Source organism: Methylobacterium sp. CM6241 (genome assembly GCF_054817845.1).
The window spans coordinates 1,169,859-1,185,801 of sequence record NZ_CM139246.1 but is presented as its reverse complement, the minus strand read 5'-3'; the positions used below and the strand labels follow the sequence as shown (position 1 = coordinate 1,185,801).

Annotated in this window: 17 protein-coding genes and 1 pseudogene; 9 read left to right on the top strand and 9 right to left on the bottom strand. The window is 66.4% G+C overall.

Going from position 1 to position 15,943, the window contains the following annotated elements:
• Positions 1-103 precede the first annotated feature (103 nt).
• From ACYQR9_RS05545 to ACYQR9_RS05535, 3 genes are all read right to left on the bottom strand, one after another.
• Positions 104-526, bottom strand: a complete 423-nt coding sequence (locus ACYQR9_RS05545; protein ID WP_207410847.1) for a hypothetical protein — start codon at positions 524-526, stop codon at positions 104-106.
• Between the two features lie 116 nt (positions 527-642).
• Entirely contained in the window at positions 643-942 is a 300-nt protein-coding gene (locus ACYQR9_RS05540) for a helix-turn-helix domain-containing protein (RefSeq protein ID WP_461228960.1), read from the bottom strand.
• A 30-nt stretch (positions 943-972) separates the two neighbouring features.
• A complete protein-coding gene (locus ACYQR9_RS05535) occupies positions 973-1,431 on the bottom strand; it encodes an AraC family ligand binding domain-containing protein (protein ID WP_461228959.1) in 459 nt (152 codons plus the stop codon).
• Positions 1,432-1,554: 123 nt separating this feature from the next.
• Here ACYQR9_RS05535 and ACYQR9_RS05530 point away from each other — a divergent pair, with 123 nt between their 5' ends.
• The 4 genes from ACYQR9_RS05530 to ACYQR9_RS05515 all read left to right on the top strand — a co-directional run bounded on the left by ACYQR9_RS05530 (position 1,555) and on the right by ACYQR9_RS05515 (position 5,026).
• On the top strand, positions 1,555-2,751 hold the full coding sequence (locus ACYQR9_RS05530; RefSeq protein ID WP_461228958.1) for an MFS transporter: 1,197 nt from the start codon (positions 1,555-1,557) through the stop codon (positions 2,749-2,751).
• Positions 2,752-2,857: 106 nt separating this feature from the next.
• A complete protein-coding gene (locus ACYQR9_RS05525; RefSeq protein WP_461228957.1) occupies positions 2,858-3,319 on the top strand; it encodes a hypothetical protein in 462 nt (153 codons plus the stop codon).
• Between the two features lie 619 nt (positions 3,320-3,938).
• Complete coding sequence (locus ACYQR9_RS05520; protein ID WP_461228956.1) at positions 3,939-4,421, top strand: Hsp20 family protein; 483 nt, start codon at positions 3,939-3,941, stop codon at positions 4,419-4,421.
• 101 nt (positions 4,422-4,522) lie between these two features.
• Positions 4,523-5,026 (top strand): hypothetical protein, encoded by a 504-nt coding sequence (locus tag ACYQR9_RS05515; RefSeq protein WP_461228955.1) that lies wholly within the window; start codon positions 4,523-4,525, stop codon positions 5,024-5,026.
• 411 nt (positions 5,027-5,437) lie between these two features.
• Here ACYQR9_RS05515 and ACYQR9_RS05510 read toward each other — a convergent pair whose 3' ends face one another.
• From ACYQR9_RS05510 to ACYQR9_RS05500, 3 genes are read right to left on the bottom strand one after another with little or no spacing between them, the layout of a single operon-like run.
• A complete protein-coding gene (locus ACYQR9_RS05510) occupies positions 5,438-6,415 on the bottom strand; it encodes a hypothetical protein (RefSeq protein WP_461228954.1) in 978 nt (325 codons plus the stop codon).
• Between the two features lie 2 nt (positions 6,416-6,417).
• Positions 6,418-7,578 carry an AAA family ATPase gene (locus ACYQR9_RS05505; RefSeq protein WP_461228953.1) on the bottom strand — a complete coding sequence of 387 codons (1,161 nt, stop codon included), beginning with the start codon at positions 7,576-7,578 and terminating at the stop codon, positions 6,418-6,420.
• Complete coding sequence (locus tag ACYQR9_RS05500) at positions 7,575-8,729, bottom strand: GmrSD restriction endonuclease domain-containing protein (RefSeq protein ID WP_461228952.1); 1,155 nt, start codon at positions 8,727-8,729, stop codon at positions 7,575-7,577. The genes ACYQR9_RS05505 and ACYQR9_RS05500 overlap by 4 nt, the downstream gene beginning before the upstream one ends.
• Positions 8,730-9,228: 499 nt before the next feature.
• Between ACYQR9_RS05500 and ACYQR9_RS05495 the strand changes: the two genes are divergently transcribed.
• The 3 genes from ACYQR9_RS05495 to ACYQR9_RS05485 all read left to right on the top strand — a co-directional run bounded on the left by ACYQR9_RS05495 (position 9,229) and on the right by ACYQR9_RS05485 (position 12,678).
• The gene (locus tag ACYQR9_RS05495; RefSeq protein ID WP_461228951.1) at positions 9,229-9,966 is read left to right on the top strand and encodes a hypothetical protein; all 738 of its coding nucleotides are present in this window, start codon (positions 9,229-9,231) and stop codon (positions 9,964-9,966) included.
• Positions 9,899-11,176 carry a DNA-packaging protein gene (locus tag ACYQR9_RS05490; protein WP_461228950.1) on the top strand — a complete coding sequence of 426 codons (1,278 nt, stop codon included), beginning with the start codon at positions 9,899-9,901 and terminating at the stop codon, positions 11,174-11,176. The genes ACYQR9_RS05495 and ACYQR9_RS05490 overlap by 68 nt, the downstream gene beginning before the upstream one ends.
• A gap of 341 nt (positions 11,177-11,517) precedes the next feature.
• Entirely contained in the window at positions 11,518-12,678 is a 1,161-nt protein-coding gene (locus ACYQR9_RS05485; RefSeq protein ID WP_461228949.1) for a phage portal protein, read from the top strand.
• Between the two features lie 5 nt (positions 12,679-12,683).
• Here the strand turns inward: ACYQR9_RS05485 and ACYQR9_RS05480 are convergent, their stop codons facing one another.
• From ACYQR9_RS05480 to ACYQR9_RS05470, 3 genes are all read right to left on the bottom strand, one after another.
• Positions 12,684-13,121, bottom strand: a complete 438-nt coding sequence (locus ACYQR9_RS05480; RefSeq protein ID WP_461228948.1) for a YybH family protein — start codon at positions 13,119-13,121, stop codon at positions 12,684-12,686.
• 165 nt (positions 13,122-13,286) lie between these two features.
• Complete coding sequence (locus ACYQR9_RS05475; RefSeq protein WP_311276564.1) at positions 13,287-13,700, bottom strand: type II toxin-antitoxin system VapC family toxin; 414 nt, start codon at positions 13,698-13,700, stop codon at positions 13,287-13,289.
• A complete protein-coding gene (locus ACYQR9_RS05470; protein WP_311276565.1) occupies positions 13,697-13,939 on the bottom strand; it encodes a type II toxin-antitoxin system VapB family antitoxin in 243 nt (80 codons plus the stop codon). The genes ACYQR9_RS05475 and ACYQR9_RS05470 overlap by 4 nt, the downstream gene beginning before the upstream one ends.
• Before the next feature lie 74 nt (positions 13,940-14,013).
• Between ACYQR9_RS05470 and ACYQR9_RS05465 the strand changes: the two are divergent.
• Both ACYQR9_RS05465 and ACYQR9_RS05460 read left to right on the top strand, forming a co-directional pair.
• Positions 14,014-14,352: pseudogene (locus tag ACYQR9_RS05465) on the top strand (HK97 family phage prohead protease); the annotation flags it as partial.
• Positions 14,353-14,535: 183 nt separating this feature from the next.
• Positions 14,536-15,849 carry a phage major capsid protein gene (locus ACYQR9_RS05460; protein WP_461229737.1) on the top strand — a complete coding sequence of 438 codons (1,314 nt, stop codon included), beginning with the start codon at positions 14,536-14,538 and terminating at the stop codon, positions 15,847-15,849.
• The last annotated feature ends 94 nt before the right edge of the window (positions 15,850-15,943 follow it).

Sequence of the window (15,943 nt, the reverse complement as noted above, 5' to 3'; positions counted from 1 at the left end):
GACCGACCGGAAATGTCCACCCGGATCGTCGGGGACCACGACCTCCCGATAGCCTCGTCCCGCTTACCGAACGGCAGGCGCTTCCAGCCGTCCGGCTGCGCGCTCATCGCTTCCTCACCGGCGGCACGCCCGCCTGCTTCAGGTCGGCGAGGCATCCGCGCATGACCCGCATCATCTCCGCCTCCGTTTCGGCCGAAACGCCCATGGGCCGGAGGGCGGGACTGGCATTTTCGGACCAATCGACCCGTGTGCAGGAGAGGAAGAGATGCCGAAAGTGCCGGCTGCACCCGCGCTCCGCCAGGGTGCGCAGGGCCGGCGGGTCGACGTCCCGCACGATCTCCTCGACGCTCCCGAACGCCCCGGAGGTGAGCGGCCGGTCCCGCCGCTTCCACTGGCCTGTTCGATGCTCGACGAGGCCGTTCACGCACTCGTCCGCCAGACTCGTCGGCGGCCGGACCAGGAGTTCGTCGAAGGCGCAGGCGGGCGAGGATATCGCCAGCGACAGGGCGAGCAGACGCATCAGCATCGCGATCGGCCCCGAACGGGTCCGAGACGGCGCTGGGGAGGTCGCGGATGTCGACCCATTCTGCGGGCTCCTCGGGCTCGGGGCATGACCGATCCTGCCGGGACGGACGACGCTCTTCAATCCGGCGGAGCGACGGTGGCCGAGCCCGGCCGGGTGTCCCCCTCCTGTCCGATCAACGCTTGGGTCCTGCCCCTCAGGGCCTGGAGGCTCCGATAGCCGACCGAGGCGGCGACGTGGCGTGCCGCCCGGCCATCGGCCGCGAGGGCCAGGGCCCGCACGATCCTGGCCCTCGCGCGCCACTGCCCGAAGCTGAGGCCCGTTTCCCGGCGAAACCCGCGCGTCAGGGTCCGGCGGCTCACGCCGGCCCGGTCGGCCCAGGCGTCGAGACCGAGCGCCAAGGCGGGATCGTCGATCAACCCGAGGCAGATCCGCCGGAGGCGGGCATCCTACGGCAAGGGCAGGGTCAGCCGGGTTTCCGGGGCGCGTCTGGTCTCGTCGAGCACCAGGGCGGCCAGATGCCCGCCCCGACCCGTCTCGTCATACAGAACGGGCTCGCCTGTCAGGGCCACCAGGGCGGCGGCGAGAAGCGGCGAGACCTCGATGACGCGCGCCCGTTCGGTGAAGCCGGCAATCGCCTCGACGGCCAGATAGGCCGAGCACATGGCGACGTCGCCATGCATGACGACCGCATGGGGGAGGCGCGGTGGGATCCACAGGGCATGGCCCTCCGGCACCACCCAGGTCCCGTCCTCGGCGGTCGCCATCATCAATCCGGCGGTGGCGTAGAGCAGCTGCGCCCGCTTGTGGGAGTGCCGCTCCGTGCGGCTGCCGGCCACGAAGGTCTTGGGCATCACCGCGACGGCGCGCGGCACGTCCTGATAATCCTCGGCCCTGATGGAGCGCATGGTTTCCCCGTCGGCGCGGTTTGCCTTGGCGTCGTTTGCCTTGGCCCGATCGCGTACACCTTCGGCCCGACAGCGTTCAACGGGTCAGCTAGAGCGGGGCCTGCCTGCGGAGATCCTCTATCGATGGACGCCGAAACCCTGTCCCGCCGCACCCTGCGCTTCGTCAACGTGGCGCATGCCCTCGATCACTTCGTGCTGCTGATCTACCCGACGGCCGTGATCGCCATTGCGGCGCAGACCGGGCTTTCCTATGGGGAGCTCATCGCGCTCGCCACCGGGGCCTTCGTGGCCTTCGGCCTCTGTGCGCTGCCGATGGGCTGGCTCGCCGACCGGTTCGGACGGCGAAACCTCCTGGCGGTGTTCTTCTTCGGCTACGGCCTGTCGTGCCTCGGGGTCGCGAGCGCCGCCAGCCCGACGGCCTTCGCCCTGTGGCTCTGCATGCTCGGGCTGGCCTCGGCGATCTATCACCCGGTCGGCTCGACCATGCTGGTCTCTCACTCGCGCCGCCTCGGGCGGGACCTCGGCGTCAACGGCGTCTGGGGCAATGTCGGCGCCGCGACGGCCTCGGGTGTCACGGCTCTGCTGGCGACGGGGTTCGGCTGGCAGGCGGCCTTCGTGGTGCCGGGCCTGGTCTGCCTGGCCTGCGGAGCGGCTTTCCTGGCGATGGTCCCCGGCGACGGCGAGGGCGCGCAGGGCAAGGAAGGGGGCAAGGCGGTGCTCGCGGTGTCCCGCCCCATCCCCCTCCTCGTGGTTTTCGCCTGCGCCATCGTGGCCGGCGGGATGACCTTCAACATCACCACCATCGCCCTGCCGAAGGTGGTGGACGAGCGCGTCGGCGAGGGGCTGCCCCTCGCGCTGATCGGCTCCGTGGCCACCCTGGTCTTCATGGTGGGAGCCCTGACCCAGCTCCTCATGGGGCGACTGATCGACCGTTACAGCCTGCCGGCGCTGTTTCTCGGCCTGTCGGTGCTGCAGCCGCTGGGCCTCGGAATCGCCGCCCTGAGCACCGGCGTCCCGCTCCTCGCCGGGCTCGTCCTGACCATGGCCGCGCTCTACGGGCAGGTGGTGATCAACGACGCGATGGTGGCCCGCTACGTGCCGCCGCTCTACCGCGCGCGGGCCTACAGCGTGCGCTATTTCCTCGGTTTCACCGTGAGCGGGTTCGTGGTGCCGCTGATCGCCCTGCTGCACGAGAGGGGCGGGTTCGGGCTCGTGCTCGGGATCGCGGCGGCGTGCGGCGGCGTCATCGTCGCCTCGGCGGTCGGCTTCTTCGGCCTCACGGGGAAAGACCGCTCCCGCCCCCTCGCGCCGGCGGAATGAGGCGGGGCCAACCGCCACGCGACCGGCCTTCGCACCGCCATCGGACGGGGTCATCGCGAAACCTGAGCGAACGTCCTATTCCGGTCGCGCCAGCGGGAGCGATGCCATGCAGAAGCGCTACGAGATTTTCGCCGACTACCACCAGTTCTATCTCTGGGATCACGGCGAGATGCCCGACGCGGCGCTGGATTACAGCGAGGACGACCTCCAGCGGAGGGTCAAGACGGCGCCGTTCCTCGTGGTCATCCAGCCCGAGCGCAACATGTCCGTGCCGGTGGAGCTCGACATCCTCGACGGGCCGCGCGACGAGGCCCTCGACCTCTGGGACCACGTGGTGGAGGCGAGCCTCGACCTGCCCTCGGGCCGGCTCGAAATCCACGAATGCACGGGCGGGTCGATCGACATCTTGTCCGTGGCCCCCGGCACCTACCGCGTCCGCGCCTGTTTCGGCGGCCTTACCACCCTCACCGACGACCGCCTGGACGGCGAGGACCATTACCGCCTCGTCCTGTGGCCGGCCCCTGCCGCCCCGCTCGCGGTGCTCAAACAATTTGCCGGCGCCCGCTGAGAGCCCGGCCCCACCGTTCGCAGATCGCGCGAGATGCGCGGCTCTGCCCTCCTCCCCCTTGTGGCAGGGCGACCGCATATGCCGATTTGCCTGTCAGAAACCCGCTGGCACCACCCCGTCATCCCGGGTCCGCGCAGCGGAGCCCGGGATCCAGAAACACAAGTGGTGCAGGACTTTACACTGTCAGCGGCTCTGGATTGCACGCCTCCGGCGCGGTCCTCCGGGTCCGGGCTCGCCTGTGGCGACCCGGAATGACGGCGTGGTGTCATATGCGATCGCCCTGCCCTTGTGGGGAGGAGTTGGAGGTGGGGGTGGTCGGGCGACCCTCCTGCTGCTTCGGAGGCTGGCGGAGCCACCCCCACTCCTAGCCTCTCTCCACAAGGGGGAGAGGGACGCGCTCTGCCTGCACGAGCAGATGTGAGAACCCAGCAGCCCCGCGCTGCCCGCGAGAGGTCCGAAGCCCGACCCCTCACACCGCGAAAAAAATCGACACCACCCCGGAACCACATCCCACCATCGGCGTTATGCGCGTGCGAGGCCCGGATGGGCTCGCATTCTGGCGCCGGACACGGTGTCCGGCGCGCTTTGTCATCACGTTGCTCTTCAGGAGGATGTGGTCATGAGGACTTTGGATTTCGCACCGCTCTATCGCTCGACCGTCGGCTTCGACCGCATGATCTCGCTGCTCGACCAGGCGACCCGGATCGAGCCGTCGACCACCTGGCCGCCCTACAATATCGAGAAGGTGGCCGACGATGCCTATCGCATCACCATGGCGGTGGCGGGCTTCACCCCGGATGAGATCGACCTGACGCAGCACGACACCGTGCTTCAGGTGACGGGCCAGAAGGGGGGCCAGGACGGAGAGCGCGCCTATCTCCATCGCGGGATCGCGACGCGCCCGTTCCGGCAGACCTTCAACCTCGCCGACCACGTGAAGGTCACCGGAGCCAGCCTCGACAACGGGCTGCTGACCGTGGACCTCGTGCGCGAGGTGCCGGAGGCCTACAAACCCCGCCGCATCGCCATCGGCGGCGCGACGCAGGCGGTGGGCCAGGACAACGCGCCCGCCCAGGTCGAGGACCACGCCGAGGCCGCCTGATCGCCGACGCCAAGCATGAGAGAGACCCTCGGGGGCCTTCAGGCCCGCGAGGGCCGCATCCCGTTCTCAGTCCTGCCTCACAGCCATAGGGAGGATCGATCATGTCGATGAGGGAAACGCATTTGTCCCGTTCCGGCGCCGGGCGTTCCGGCCTCATGAACCCCGCCGCCACGCAGCCCGCCTCGTTCGAGGCCTGGCAGGCCGTGGTCGCCCCCGGGGACGTGTTTCGTCATCCGCGCGAGGTGCTGGCGCACCCGCTCCTGAGCCGCGAGGAGAAGCGGACGATCCTCGCCTCCTGGATCTCGGATGCCTGTGCCCTCGAGAGCGCGCCGGGCCTGCGCTGCCTCACCGGGGCCAGGGCCGAGCCGGTCACCGTCGACGCCCTGCTCGCGGCGCTCGCCGAACTCGACGGCCCCGCCGCCCCGGAGACGACCGCCGCCGACGCGCCCCGGCCCGCGCCGCGCCGCCGGCCGCGCCTCGCGAACCTGCACCGCTATCTCCGCCCACGCCGCCGAAACAACGACGACGACGACCCGCCGCCCTGCCCGGCGACGATCATGCCCCGCCCCCGGACGCCGCCCAGCGCGGACGCGATCCCGGCTTGAGCGGGGAAGGCTGACGCGCGCCGCCGCCGCCGAAGGGCGGCGGTCGCGGCACGCGGCCTTCGTGGCGGTCTCGCCCACGCTTGTGAAGACTTTCATTCCCTTTTCCTCGCCAGCCAAAGCATCCGTTTCTGAGGCTGGGTACAGGCGCGGGAGGTCAACTCCCAGTGGGAAGCAGGCTTTGACGAGGCAACTGAAATCGGACGCTCCGCCCTCGGTCGAATTTTCCATCCAAGGCAATACACACCCGGCCGAAAAGGGGTAGTCCGTCCAGCAACCACTGCAGCAACTTGGCGCTGGAGGAAGCCATCTCGACAGTCCATACGTCAGAAGGAATCTTGGACTCCTCAAGTAGCATTAGGACATTTACAGTCACCACAAACTTAAGGCACCCACAGGCAACGCCGGACTTATCTATGTTTGATAATTCCAAGTTGGTAAGTGCTTTCCTACGTAGCCGACCTCTACGGTTCGATTTGTTTTATCAAGAAAGACATGCACTCGATTCCCGCGATCAATCCAGACGTGAGTTTCGTAAGTTCTCATGACGCCGCTCGCAGACCGAAAGCGTCGGTTGTCGCCATAATTATCCATCGTAATTTTACTTTCCAGACACAGTTCCATGACGCCCGAATCTGGCTCCGCATCTCCCGAAAGCGACCATCGTCGAGCCATATCGTCAAGGTTTGCCAACCGCGAGAATGCGAGTCCAAGATACTCCGAGGGGAAAACTGTAATCTGGTCGTCGACCTCTTCGCCCCAGATCAACGAGGGAAAAGCGGTCTGTCGATATGCAAGAAAATTGCGACGAGTTACGGTTGCCTGTGCAGCCCGACGAACACGTTGTGAGATAGCGTCGACATGACCAACACAGCTTGCATGGTCAAAGGTGACAACATCTTGGTCGCAAGTAACCGCGCCGAGATCGAAGTCCCACTTAGGCTTCGCCAGACCCACAAGTGTACCACCGGTCACGACGCACTGCATTGCCTCGTGGCCAGCTTCGCAGACAGCTTCGAAAATCCCTTCCTGCCCCTCAGCCGCGCATGAAGGTGTTAATCTAAGAATGGCCTCTATCGCCTGTTCGTCAAGCTGATCGACCGCCGGTGCATAAAATCGCATTGCATCGAAGAAGACAGCTAGTTCGCGCGTTGCGCCATTTTCATAGAAGCCATTAACGATCTCTCCAAGCGAGACTGAACTGCCATCGTCGTCTACCGCCACGTAGATGTCCCACGGTTCTCTTGGCAGCTTCAGAGCGCGTGGCGCACCGTTCATCTGAGTGTCGAGTTCGGCCAGGGTCTCTACAAAGCTTGTTATTAGCCTCGTCGCGTCCCGCAAGCTATCATTATTAACATCAATGGACGCGATGTTTAGCACATACTCTGACATGACTAGCCCCGGCGCGGACGAGCAAGGAGAGCAGCGTTTCGTCGATGTTGGTCAAAAAAGCCTTCCGGCCATTCGGAAAGCCGTCCATTCGCATCAATTTCGGGGCTTGTACGAACAGTTCGGCCGTCAATCTGTTGAAGATAGTGAAAGCTGACATCGTCACGATTAAGCACAGCGTCCCGGACGGCAAGGCGAGCACCATCTAGAACGTGATCACTATGAGTTTCGATGATTACTTGAACGCCTGAAGCAGCTGCGCGCGCGCAAAGCTCACCCATCTTAGTTTGTCCACGGGGGTGAAGATGCGCTTCAGGATTTTCAATCAGCACTAATCCGCCCGGCGGCGCGGCGAGCAGGGCTGCAAGCACGGGCAGAATATAGCTCAGCCCAAAACCAACATTCGTGGGGCGATACTCGGGAGACCGGAGCGACCCTTCTCTACCGAACGTGAAGGATCCAACAGCCATGTCAGCATTGGGGACGCCGACAATACCTAATGCTACACCTGGGCTAACCTCATCAAGCCAAGCCTCAATCTGATCGCGAAGCCGGCCACTAGACGCTTTGGGCAGGCTGCGGGGATCGTCAACTGCTAGGGTGATTCGATCTTGATGGTGCAACAAGGCGTCAAAAACATACTGACCATGCTTACCAACGTCGAACAGCCGACCATGTCTGTCGTCGACCGGAAGAGCTTTGCGGGGGCCGAACCGTTCCGCGTTAAGATAATTGAAAGCAGCTACACATGGCGTTCCTAAAGGACCGCCGTTAAACAATGCCACCCCTCGCTCAGCCATGCCCTCAATGACAGCGCGCGCGTCATCTAGATTGGCCCAGCTTGCTTCCCCGCCTTCTATATCAACCAAAAAGGCTGTGTCCAAAACCGGATGCGTTTCAGCCTCAAGCTTTATCCAAATCGTGTCCTCGTTGGCGTCAGTGCAGAGAATGTCCGCAGCGCGGCCAAGATCAACCAAGTCTCCCGAGAGCGAAACCTGGGGCCCAGAAAAAGCACCATGGAGACAGATCTGACGCAAAATTAATAGAGATTGAATTACGCTGCTTTTACCCGCCCCATTAACACCTGAGAGCAGGGTAAAGCGCGCAAGAGGGAAGGACTCCTCTCGGAAGCACTTGAAATTCCCGAGACCAATCGTATTGATCAATTTGTGTCTCCATTTAGTAGCACCAGGGCAATGATTTCTTCAATGGCGCCGAAACGCTTATGTACCCGCTGGACCGCACCAGTCGATGATGAAACTGATGCGTCAAAAAACCGGTCGTTTGCCATAAGATATTGAAACTGTTTGCGAATTTCGTCACGGTAACTGATTAGGACGAAGAGCTTATCGTCCTGTAGTTTAGCGAGATTAACGCTCCACGCTTCAAATAATGCTTTGCTAACTGGCTTACGGGTATCGTCAAAATTATAGCGCTTGCGGAACGCGTCATTGCCGAAGATGGCATGAGCGGCATTCATCGCCACTACGAAGCGGTCTCTCACCGCCTGCAGCGAATGAGCGTCGAGAGCATTCAGTTTGCGCATTGCCTCGCTTAGGAAGGCATCTAGATCATTGCGATCGTAGGTCTGCCATTCATCGAGAAAGAAGGCGGCGAATCGCAGAACACACTCCTGTGCATCCATGCGATCGTCATTCACACGGCCGTCGGTAGCTCTTTGGAAATCTTCACTGCGGACTAAATCGGCCAAGAAATTGCGCACTTGCCCTTTGTAGAGCGCGTTGCGGATTTCTTGCCCTGTGAGCGGTAGGCCGCCGGTGTTGAGGCGCCTAAAGATATTGATCATCACTTCGTCTGGAGTGCCCGGCTGAATGATATTTAATACTAGTGATGTCTCTTCGATCCGCCGCTGCATGGGGCGGGGTAGCTTTGAGAAATATAAACCTTCTAGCTTGTGTAGGTACTCGAGGCCCGAGAGGGGGAAACGATCCGATAGGAAGTCATGAATCGTGGTCAGACGCTGGAGGCCGTCGACAACCGACCACATATCATCGTCGGTGGCTGCGACATAAAACACCGGCAGAGGAATACGCAGGAGTATAGATTCGATTAGTTGTCCTTTGCGGTGCGGCTTCCACAACCGCGCCCGACGTTGAAATTCCGGCGCGAGATCGATTTCCTCGTGCTTAATCCGACGGTGCAGCAAATCGATTGTACGAGGCTCGGTGGTTACCCGTATTTTGCTCGGATCGAACGGGTGAATGAGGTCTACTTCCCCTTCGCCGGGCTCGTCCTCCACCCCCATTGCCTCCTCAAGCGCTAAACGCTCGGTTTCGCTAATTTGATCTTCCGCCACACCTAGATCCCCGCGCATGCGATAATGATTGGCAGTTCGGTGACACAGATTGCAACGAGGCGCGACAGGGAAAACGCCGTTCGCCGAATAGCGGGCGACTCCTCAACGTGCGCGGAGACCTGCTTTCCTTGTCGGGCCTCGCGGCGTCATTCCGTCGTTCTCCGCCAGTGCAGAACTGAAAGATAGCATTAAAATGATAACCGGGGGACATCATTCACTGTTGCGCTCGTCGTCGCCAAAACAGACAATCGCACTCCTACTCGCTTCATACGTAGAGCTATACCACCAGCGTCGTGAAACGGACCTAATTAACTTCTGCAATGAGTCGAGGGCAGGCGCGACCGAACGTCAGGCTTCCCACCGCCGCCGCGCCTTCCCCCTAAGAGTCCGCCTAAAACTCCTAAAATAGGAATTTATGATTGACGCCGTGACGCTCCTTCTATATCAATGAGGAACGCTCAAGAAGTGTGACGAGAGGGGCAGCGAGATGGAGCTTCCCTTGGAAACACGAAAACTCGTCGAGCAGTTGATGCGGACGACGAGCATGACGAGCCGCGAGATCGCGGAGCGGACAGGGGTCCGCGCCCAGACGGTCAGCACGTGGAATCGCCAGCATGGCTGGCGCGAGGGGGTGAGCGACGTAGCGCGTCGGCTCGACCCCGGAGCCTGGGCGCCCGCGCGGCGGCGCGCCGTGGAGACGCTCTACGGGATGATGGAGATCGAGCCCGCGACGCTGGCTCTGGCGCTGGGCGGCACCGTCGCCGGCGCGCCGGCCCTGTTCCGGGCCTGCGGCTTCGAGCGCAGGCCGCGCGCCCGCCCGGCGCCGCGCCCGCCGAAGGCCGGGGCGGCCCCTCCGGCGGCGCGGGTGATGGACAATCTGGGCGAGGCCCTGCGCGCCCATATCGGCCGCCAGATCGCGCGGTTCGACGCGGCCCTGAGCGGCGAGACGCCGCCCGCGCTCGATTCCGCGAAGGTGCTGCGCGACCTCGGCGGCCTGAAACGGCTGCTCGACGACCTCTCTAGCGAAGACCGGGAGCGGAGCGATGCGCAGCGCAACCTTGCGGACGGGGCTTCTGAGACGTCCCGCCCCCCGGCCGATGACAGCGACCTGCCCGCCCTGCGCGCGGCAATCGCGGCGCGCTATGCGGCATGCCTCGGCGAGCGGCCGGATGCCGGGCTTCCTGGCGAGCCTGCCGCCGCACCTGATCCGGGCGCTGGCCTCGGACTGGCTCCATAACGCCCGGACCGACCAGCTGCCGCCCTGCCCGTCGCGGGGGGACTGGACGACCTGGGCGGTGATCGGCGGGCGCGGCTCGGGCAAGACCCGCACGGGGGCCGAATGGGTGCGGGCCCTGGCCACGGGCGACCCCGCCTTCTGCGCCCGGGCGGTGGGCCGCATCGCCCTCATCGGCGAGACCTATGCCGACGTGCGCGACGTGATGATCGAGGGGCCGTCCGGCCTGCTGGCGCTCTCCGGGGCGCGGCCGCATTGGGCGCCCTCGCGGCGGCGGCTCGAATGGGCCAACGGCGCGGTGGCGATGGCCTTCTCCGCCGAGGAGCCGGATTCCCTGCGCGGGCCGCAATTCGGCGCCGCCTGGTCCGACGAGATCGCCAAATGGCGCCGGCCGGACGCCACCTACGACATGATCCAGTTCGGCCTGCGCCTCGGTGAGCGGCCGCGCAACCTCGTCACCACCACGCCCCGGCCGATCCCGCTGATCCGCCGCATCCTTTCCGACCCGCTCACGGTGGTGAGCCGGTCGCGCACCGCCGACAATGCCGCCAACCTCGCGCCGTCCTTCCTCGACGCCGTGGTGGGGCGCTATGCCGGCACGCGGCTCGGGCGGCAGGAGCTCGACGGCGAGCTGATCGAGGACCGGCCCGACGCGCTCTGGACGCGGGAGGGGATCGAGGCCGCGCGGCGGGACGGGATGCCGGAGCTTCGGCGGATCGCCGTGGCGGTGGACCCGCCCGCCTCCTCGAAGGCCGGGGCCGATGCCTGCGGGATCGTCGCCGCCGGGCTCGGGCCGGACGGGCATGCCTATGTGGTCGCCGACGCCACGTTGGGCCGGGCGAGCCCGCAGGCCTGGGCCGGCGCGGCCCTGGCGCTCTATCACCGCCTGGAGGCGGACAGCCTCGTGGTCGAGGTCAACCAGGGCGGCGAGATGGCCATCGCGGTCATCGCCGAGGTCGACGCCTCGGTGCCGGTGATCCCGGTGCGGGCGACGCGGGGCAAGTATCTGCGGGCCGAGCCGGTCTCGGTCCTCTACGCGCAGGGCCGCGTCCACCATGTCGGCAGCCTGCCGGCGCTCGAGGACGAGCTCTGCGATTTCGGGCCGGGCGGCCTCTCCAGCGGCGCCTCGCCCGACCGCCTCGACGCCCTCGTCTGGGCGTTGACCCACCTGATGCTGGGGCAGAGGGCGGAGCCACGGATCCGGCGGATGTGAGCGCGCCCCCCTCTCCCCGCCGGGCGGGGAGACGGGAATGAGCGACGGCCTTCGGGTCCAACAGCCTGAGGGCACGTCCCTATTCAAAAGAGGCTGGTCCCCCTCTCCCCGCCGGGCGGGGAGAGGACGTCGTCCTCCCCTTGCCGGGAGGCGACGTGAGCCCGCTAGGGCGAGGGTGAGGGGGTCTCTCCGGGTATGGCTCGTTCGGACGCGCCCCCTCACCCTCGGCTGCCGCCTCGCCGCGTCGACGACAAGGTCGTCGCGGCCCTCTCCCCGCATGCGGGGAGAAGGGACCGCGCACAGGCCTTTCGGACCAGAACTGATCGAGTCAGGACAGTCCCATGCCGAACCTCCTCGCCCGCCTCGCGCGGGCCGCCTTTCCCGTGGCCGAGACCAAGGCGGCGCCGGTCTCCGGCCTCGGCATCGCCTTCTACGGCGAGGGCCGGGCGGTCTGGACCGCGCGGGATTACGGGGCGCTGGCGCGGGAGGGGTTCCAGCGCAACGCCATCGTCCACCGGGCGGTGCGGCTGGTGGCGGAGGCCGCCGCGGCGCTGCCCCTGGTGCTGACGGACCGGGCGGGGCCGCATCCGCTCCTCGCCCTCCTCGCCCGGCCGAATGCCCGCGAGGGCGGCGCCCGCCTGCTGGAGACGCTCTACGGACACCTGATGGTCTCGGGGAACGCCTATCTCGAAGCCTTGAGCCTCGACGGCAGCCCGCGCGAACTCCACGCTCTCCGTCCCGACCGGATGCGGGTGGTGCCCGGCCCCGATGGATGGCCCATCGCCTACGACCATACCGTCGGCGGGCGGGTTCTGCGGCACGACCAGACCCGCGAGGGCGTGCCGCCGATCCTCCACCTCACCCTGTTCCACCCGGCCGACGATCATTACGGCCTGTCGCCGATGGAGGCGGCGGCGGTGGCGCTCGACATCCACAACGCCGCCGGGGCCTGGAACAAGGCGCTCCTCGACAATGCCGCCCGGCCCTCCGGGGCGTTGGTCTATGCCACCTCCACCGGCGCGACGTTGAGCGACGCGCAATTCACCCGCCTCAAGGGCGAGCTGGAGGCGAATTACCAGGGCGCCGCCAATGCCGGGCGGCCGCTGCTGCTGGAGGGCGGCCTCGACTGGAAGCCGCTCTCGCTCTCGCCGAAGGACATGGATTTCGTGGAGGCGAAGGCCGCCGCCGCCCGCGAGATCGCGCTGGCCTTCGGCGTGCCGCCCCTGCTGCTCGGCCTCGCGGGCGACAACACCCACGCCAATTACGCCGAGGCCAACCGCGCCTTCTACCGGCAGACGGTGATCCCGCTGGCGCGCCGCACCGCCGAGAGCCTCGCCCAATGGCTGGAACCCGCCTTCGGCCCCGCCCGCCTGGAGCCCGATCTCGACGCCATCGAGGCCCTGGCGCCGGAGCGGGAATCACTCTGGCGCCGGGTCCAGGCGGCGGACTTCCTCACCGAGGCGGAGAAACGCGAGGCCGTGGGCTACGGGACGGCGCTATAGGTTCGTCAGTTCCAGGTGTGCAGCACCGTGCGCCAGTCCTTGCCCTCGCGCTCCAGGACGTTGACCCAGTTGCCCTCGAACGTCTTCTTCGCGCCCCCCTCGCCGGGGCCGGACATGGACCAGCGCCCGGTGACGAGGAGAACGCCCCCCTTCATCTGCGCCGAGTTGACCTTGATCGCGTGCTCCTCGAACCCCTTCGCCTTCAGCCCGGCGAAGAAGGCGCCGATCTTGTCGGCGCCGGACACCGCTGCGCCCTTCGGGATCACCATCGCATCGGTGGCGTAGAGGGCCTTGAGGCTGTCCATGTCGCCGGAATTGTAGGTCTTGTCCCAGCGGGCCGCCGCGGCCTGGGCATCGGCAGTGGGATCCGCGGCCGAGGCCGGGATCGGACCAAGCAGGCACAGCAGAACGGATGCAATGCATAGCTTAACGCTCAAGCTCATGATGATCCCCCGTTTCCGATTCGCAGTCGATCGAAGTCGAATAATGTCACTGATCTGCGATCAGGAAAGCGAAATCTTGGTGTATCCGGGCGGATATTGCCAACCCGGACCATCGTCTCGATCGGGGCGCGACGGTTCGGGTGTCACGTCGATCGGGCCGGTGGCTTAGCCGGAAGGTCCGGCCCGAACGATATCCGTGAGGGTGAAATCCTCGCCCTTGAACAGCAGGACCGCCTGATGGGCTCTCGCGCAGGCATAGGCGTGGCAATCGCCCATGTTGAGGGACGCCGGATGCCGGCCCTTGCCGAAGCGCTCATAGGCTTCGACGGCGAGTTCGAACTCACGCCCGGCAATCGGAACGAGGCGGATTTCCGCCTCCTCGCAAGTCAGGCGAACCCGTTCGCGGGCCGCCTCGACCGTGAAGGCGTAGCTGCGCACGAGGCCCGCGATGGTTTCCCAGAGCGAGAGCGCCGAACACAGCCTGTCGGGATCGGTCTCCAGGATATCCGCGAATGCGTCGGCCTCCGCCTCGCCGGCGATGATCGCGATCAGGGCGGAGGCATCGACGAAGAGCGTCACTCTCCGCTCAGGTCGTCGAAGAAGGCCTTGTCGGCGGCCTGCCCGGTGGGCTTCGGCAGCGGATGACGGGCCCTCAAGGCGGCGAGGCGTTCGCGCAGCGGCACCGGAGGGGTCAGGCGGTTCAGTTCGGCCGTGACGGCCCGGCGCACGGCCTCGGATTTGGTGACGCCGGACGCTTTCGCGAGCTTCACCACGAGGCCCGCCGTCTCGTCGTCCTTGATGTAGAGCGGCACACGCACCTCCGGGATATCCTCGGCATGATGAGGATATCCCACCGCCTCACCCCAGTCACCCCACCCTTCGGGAGCCCTCCATGGACGGCCATTTCATCGGCTATGCCAGCCTGTTCGGCGTACCCGATCTCGGCAACGACGTCGTGTCCGCCGGCGCCTTCGCGGCGAGCCTCGGCGAGCGCGGGGCCGCGGGTGTGCGGATGCTGTTCCAGCACGATCCGGCCGAGCCGATCGGGCGGTGGCTCTCCCTGCGCGAGGATACGCGCGGCCTGCGGGTGGAGGGGCTGATCAACCTCGCCGTCCAGCGCGGGCGCGAGGTCGACGCGCTGATGCGCGGGGGCGGCCTCGACGGTCTGTCCATCGGCTTTCGCACCTTGCGGTCGAGCCCGCAGCGCGGCGGCCTGCGCCGCCTGCTCGCCATCGACCTCTGGGAGATTTCCCTCGTCACCTTCCCACTCCTGCCCGGCGCCCGCGCCGCACGGGACGGTGACGCCCCTCGCCCGCGAGTTGCGCGCTTTCGCGCACCGGCTCGCGCCGCGTGGCGCGCCGTCCCCCCGGACGGCCTCCGCCCCTTCCCCCTTCACCCAGCAGACGAGGTTCGCATGAGTGTTCACGTTTCGCCGAGCGCCCCGGAGACCAAGGCCGATCCGCATGGCTTTCTGGAAAACCACGCCCTTCTGGAAAACAAAGCGGCGCGCCCCGCCTCCGACGCCGAAGTTGGCGCCGCGATGGGCGAGCTTTCCCGCGCCTTCGAGGCCTTCAAGGAGACCAATGACGGCCGGCTCGCCGAACTCGAGGGGCGCCGCTCGGGCGATGTCCTCACCGAGGAGAAGCTCGCCCGCATCGACGCGGCCCTCGACTCGGCGCGCACCCGCCTCGACCGCCTCACCCTCGACGGCCGCCGTCCGCCCCTGGGCGGGGACGGGCCGACCCGTCCGGACCCGGCTTCCGTGGAGCACAAGGCCGCCTTCGACCTCTATGTCCGGGCGGGCGAGAGCGGCGGGCTGAAGCGCCTGGAGGAGAAGGTGCTCTCCGCCGGCTCCGGCCCCGATGGCGGCTATCTCGTGCCGCAGGCCATCGAACGGGACGTGCTGAAGCGGCTCGCCAACCTCTCGCCGATCCGGGCGCTCGCCACGGTGCGCACCATTTCGGGCGGGCTCTACAAGCGCGCCGTCTCCACCACCGATGCGGTCTCGGGCTGGGTCGCCGAGACCGCGGCGCGGCCGCAGACGGACGCTCCGTCCCTCTCTGAACTGAGCTTCCCGGCCATGGAGCTCTACGCCATGCCGGCGGCGACCCAGACGCTCCTCGACGACGCCATCGTCGATATCGACGCCTGGCTCGCCGACGAGGTGGAGACCGTCTTCGCCGAACAGGAAAGCGTCGCCTTCGTCACCGGCAACGGGGTCAGCCGCCCGCGCGGCTTCCTCAGCGTGGACAACGTCGAGAATTCCGCCTGGGTACCGGGCAAGCTCGGCTTCGTCGCCACGGGCGCGGCCGGGGCCTTCCCCAGCGCCAACCCGTCCGACGTGCTGTTCGACCTCGTCTATGCCCTGCGGGCCGGCTACCGCCAGAACGCCAGCTTCGTGATGAACCGCAAGGTCCAGAGCACGATCCGCAAGATGAAGGATGCCGACGGCAACTACCTGTGGCAGCCGCCGGTCTCGGCCGACAGGATCGCGACCCTCCTCGGCTTCCCCGTGGCCGAGGCCGAAGCGATGCCGGATGTGGCGGCCAACAGCCTGTCCATCGCCTTCGGCGACTTCAAGCGCGGCTATCTCGTGGTGGACCGCGCCGGCCTGCGCGTCCTGCGCGACCCCTACTCGGCCAAGCCCTACGTGCTGTTCTACACGACCAAGCGCGTCGGCGGCGGCGTGCAGGATTTCGACGCGATCAAGCTGCTGAAATTCGCGTGAGGCAACGGGGCGGGTCGGCCGGTCACCGGGGGGCGGTCCGCCACGACATTCCGGCGATAGGAGGCTGACGCTCGCCCCGCCGAGTCGCAACCGA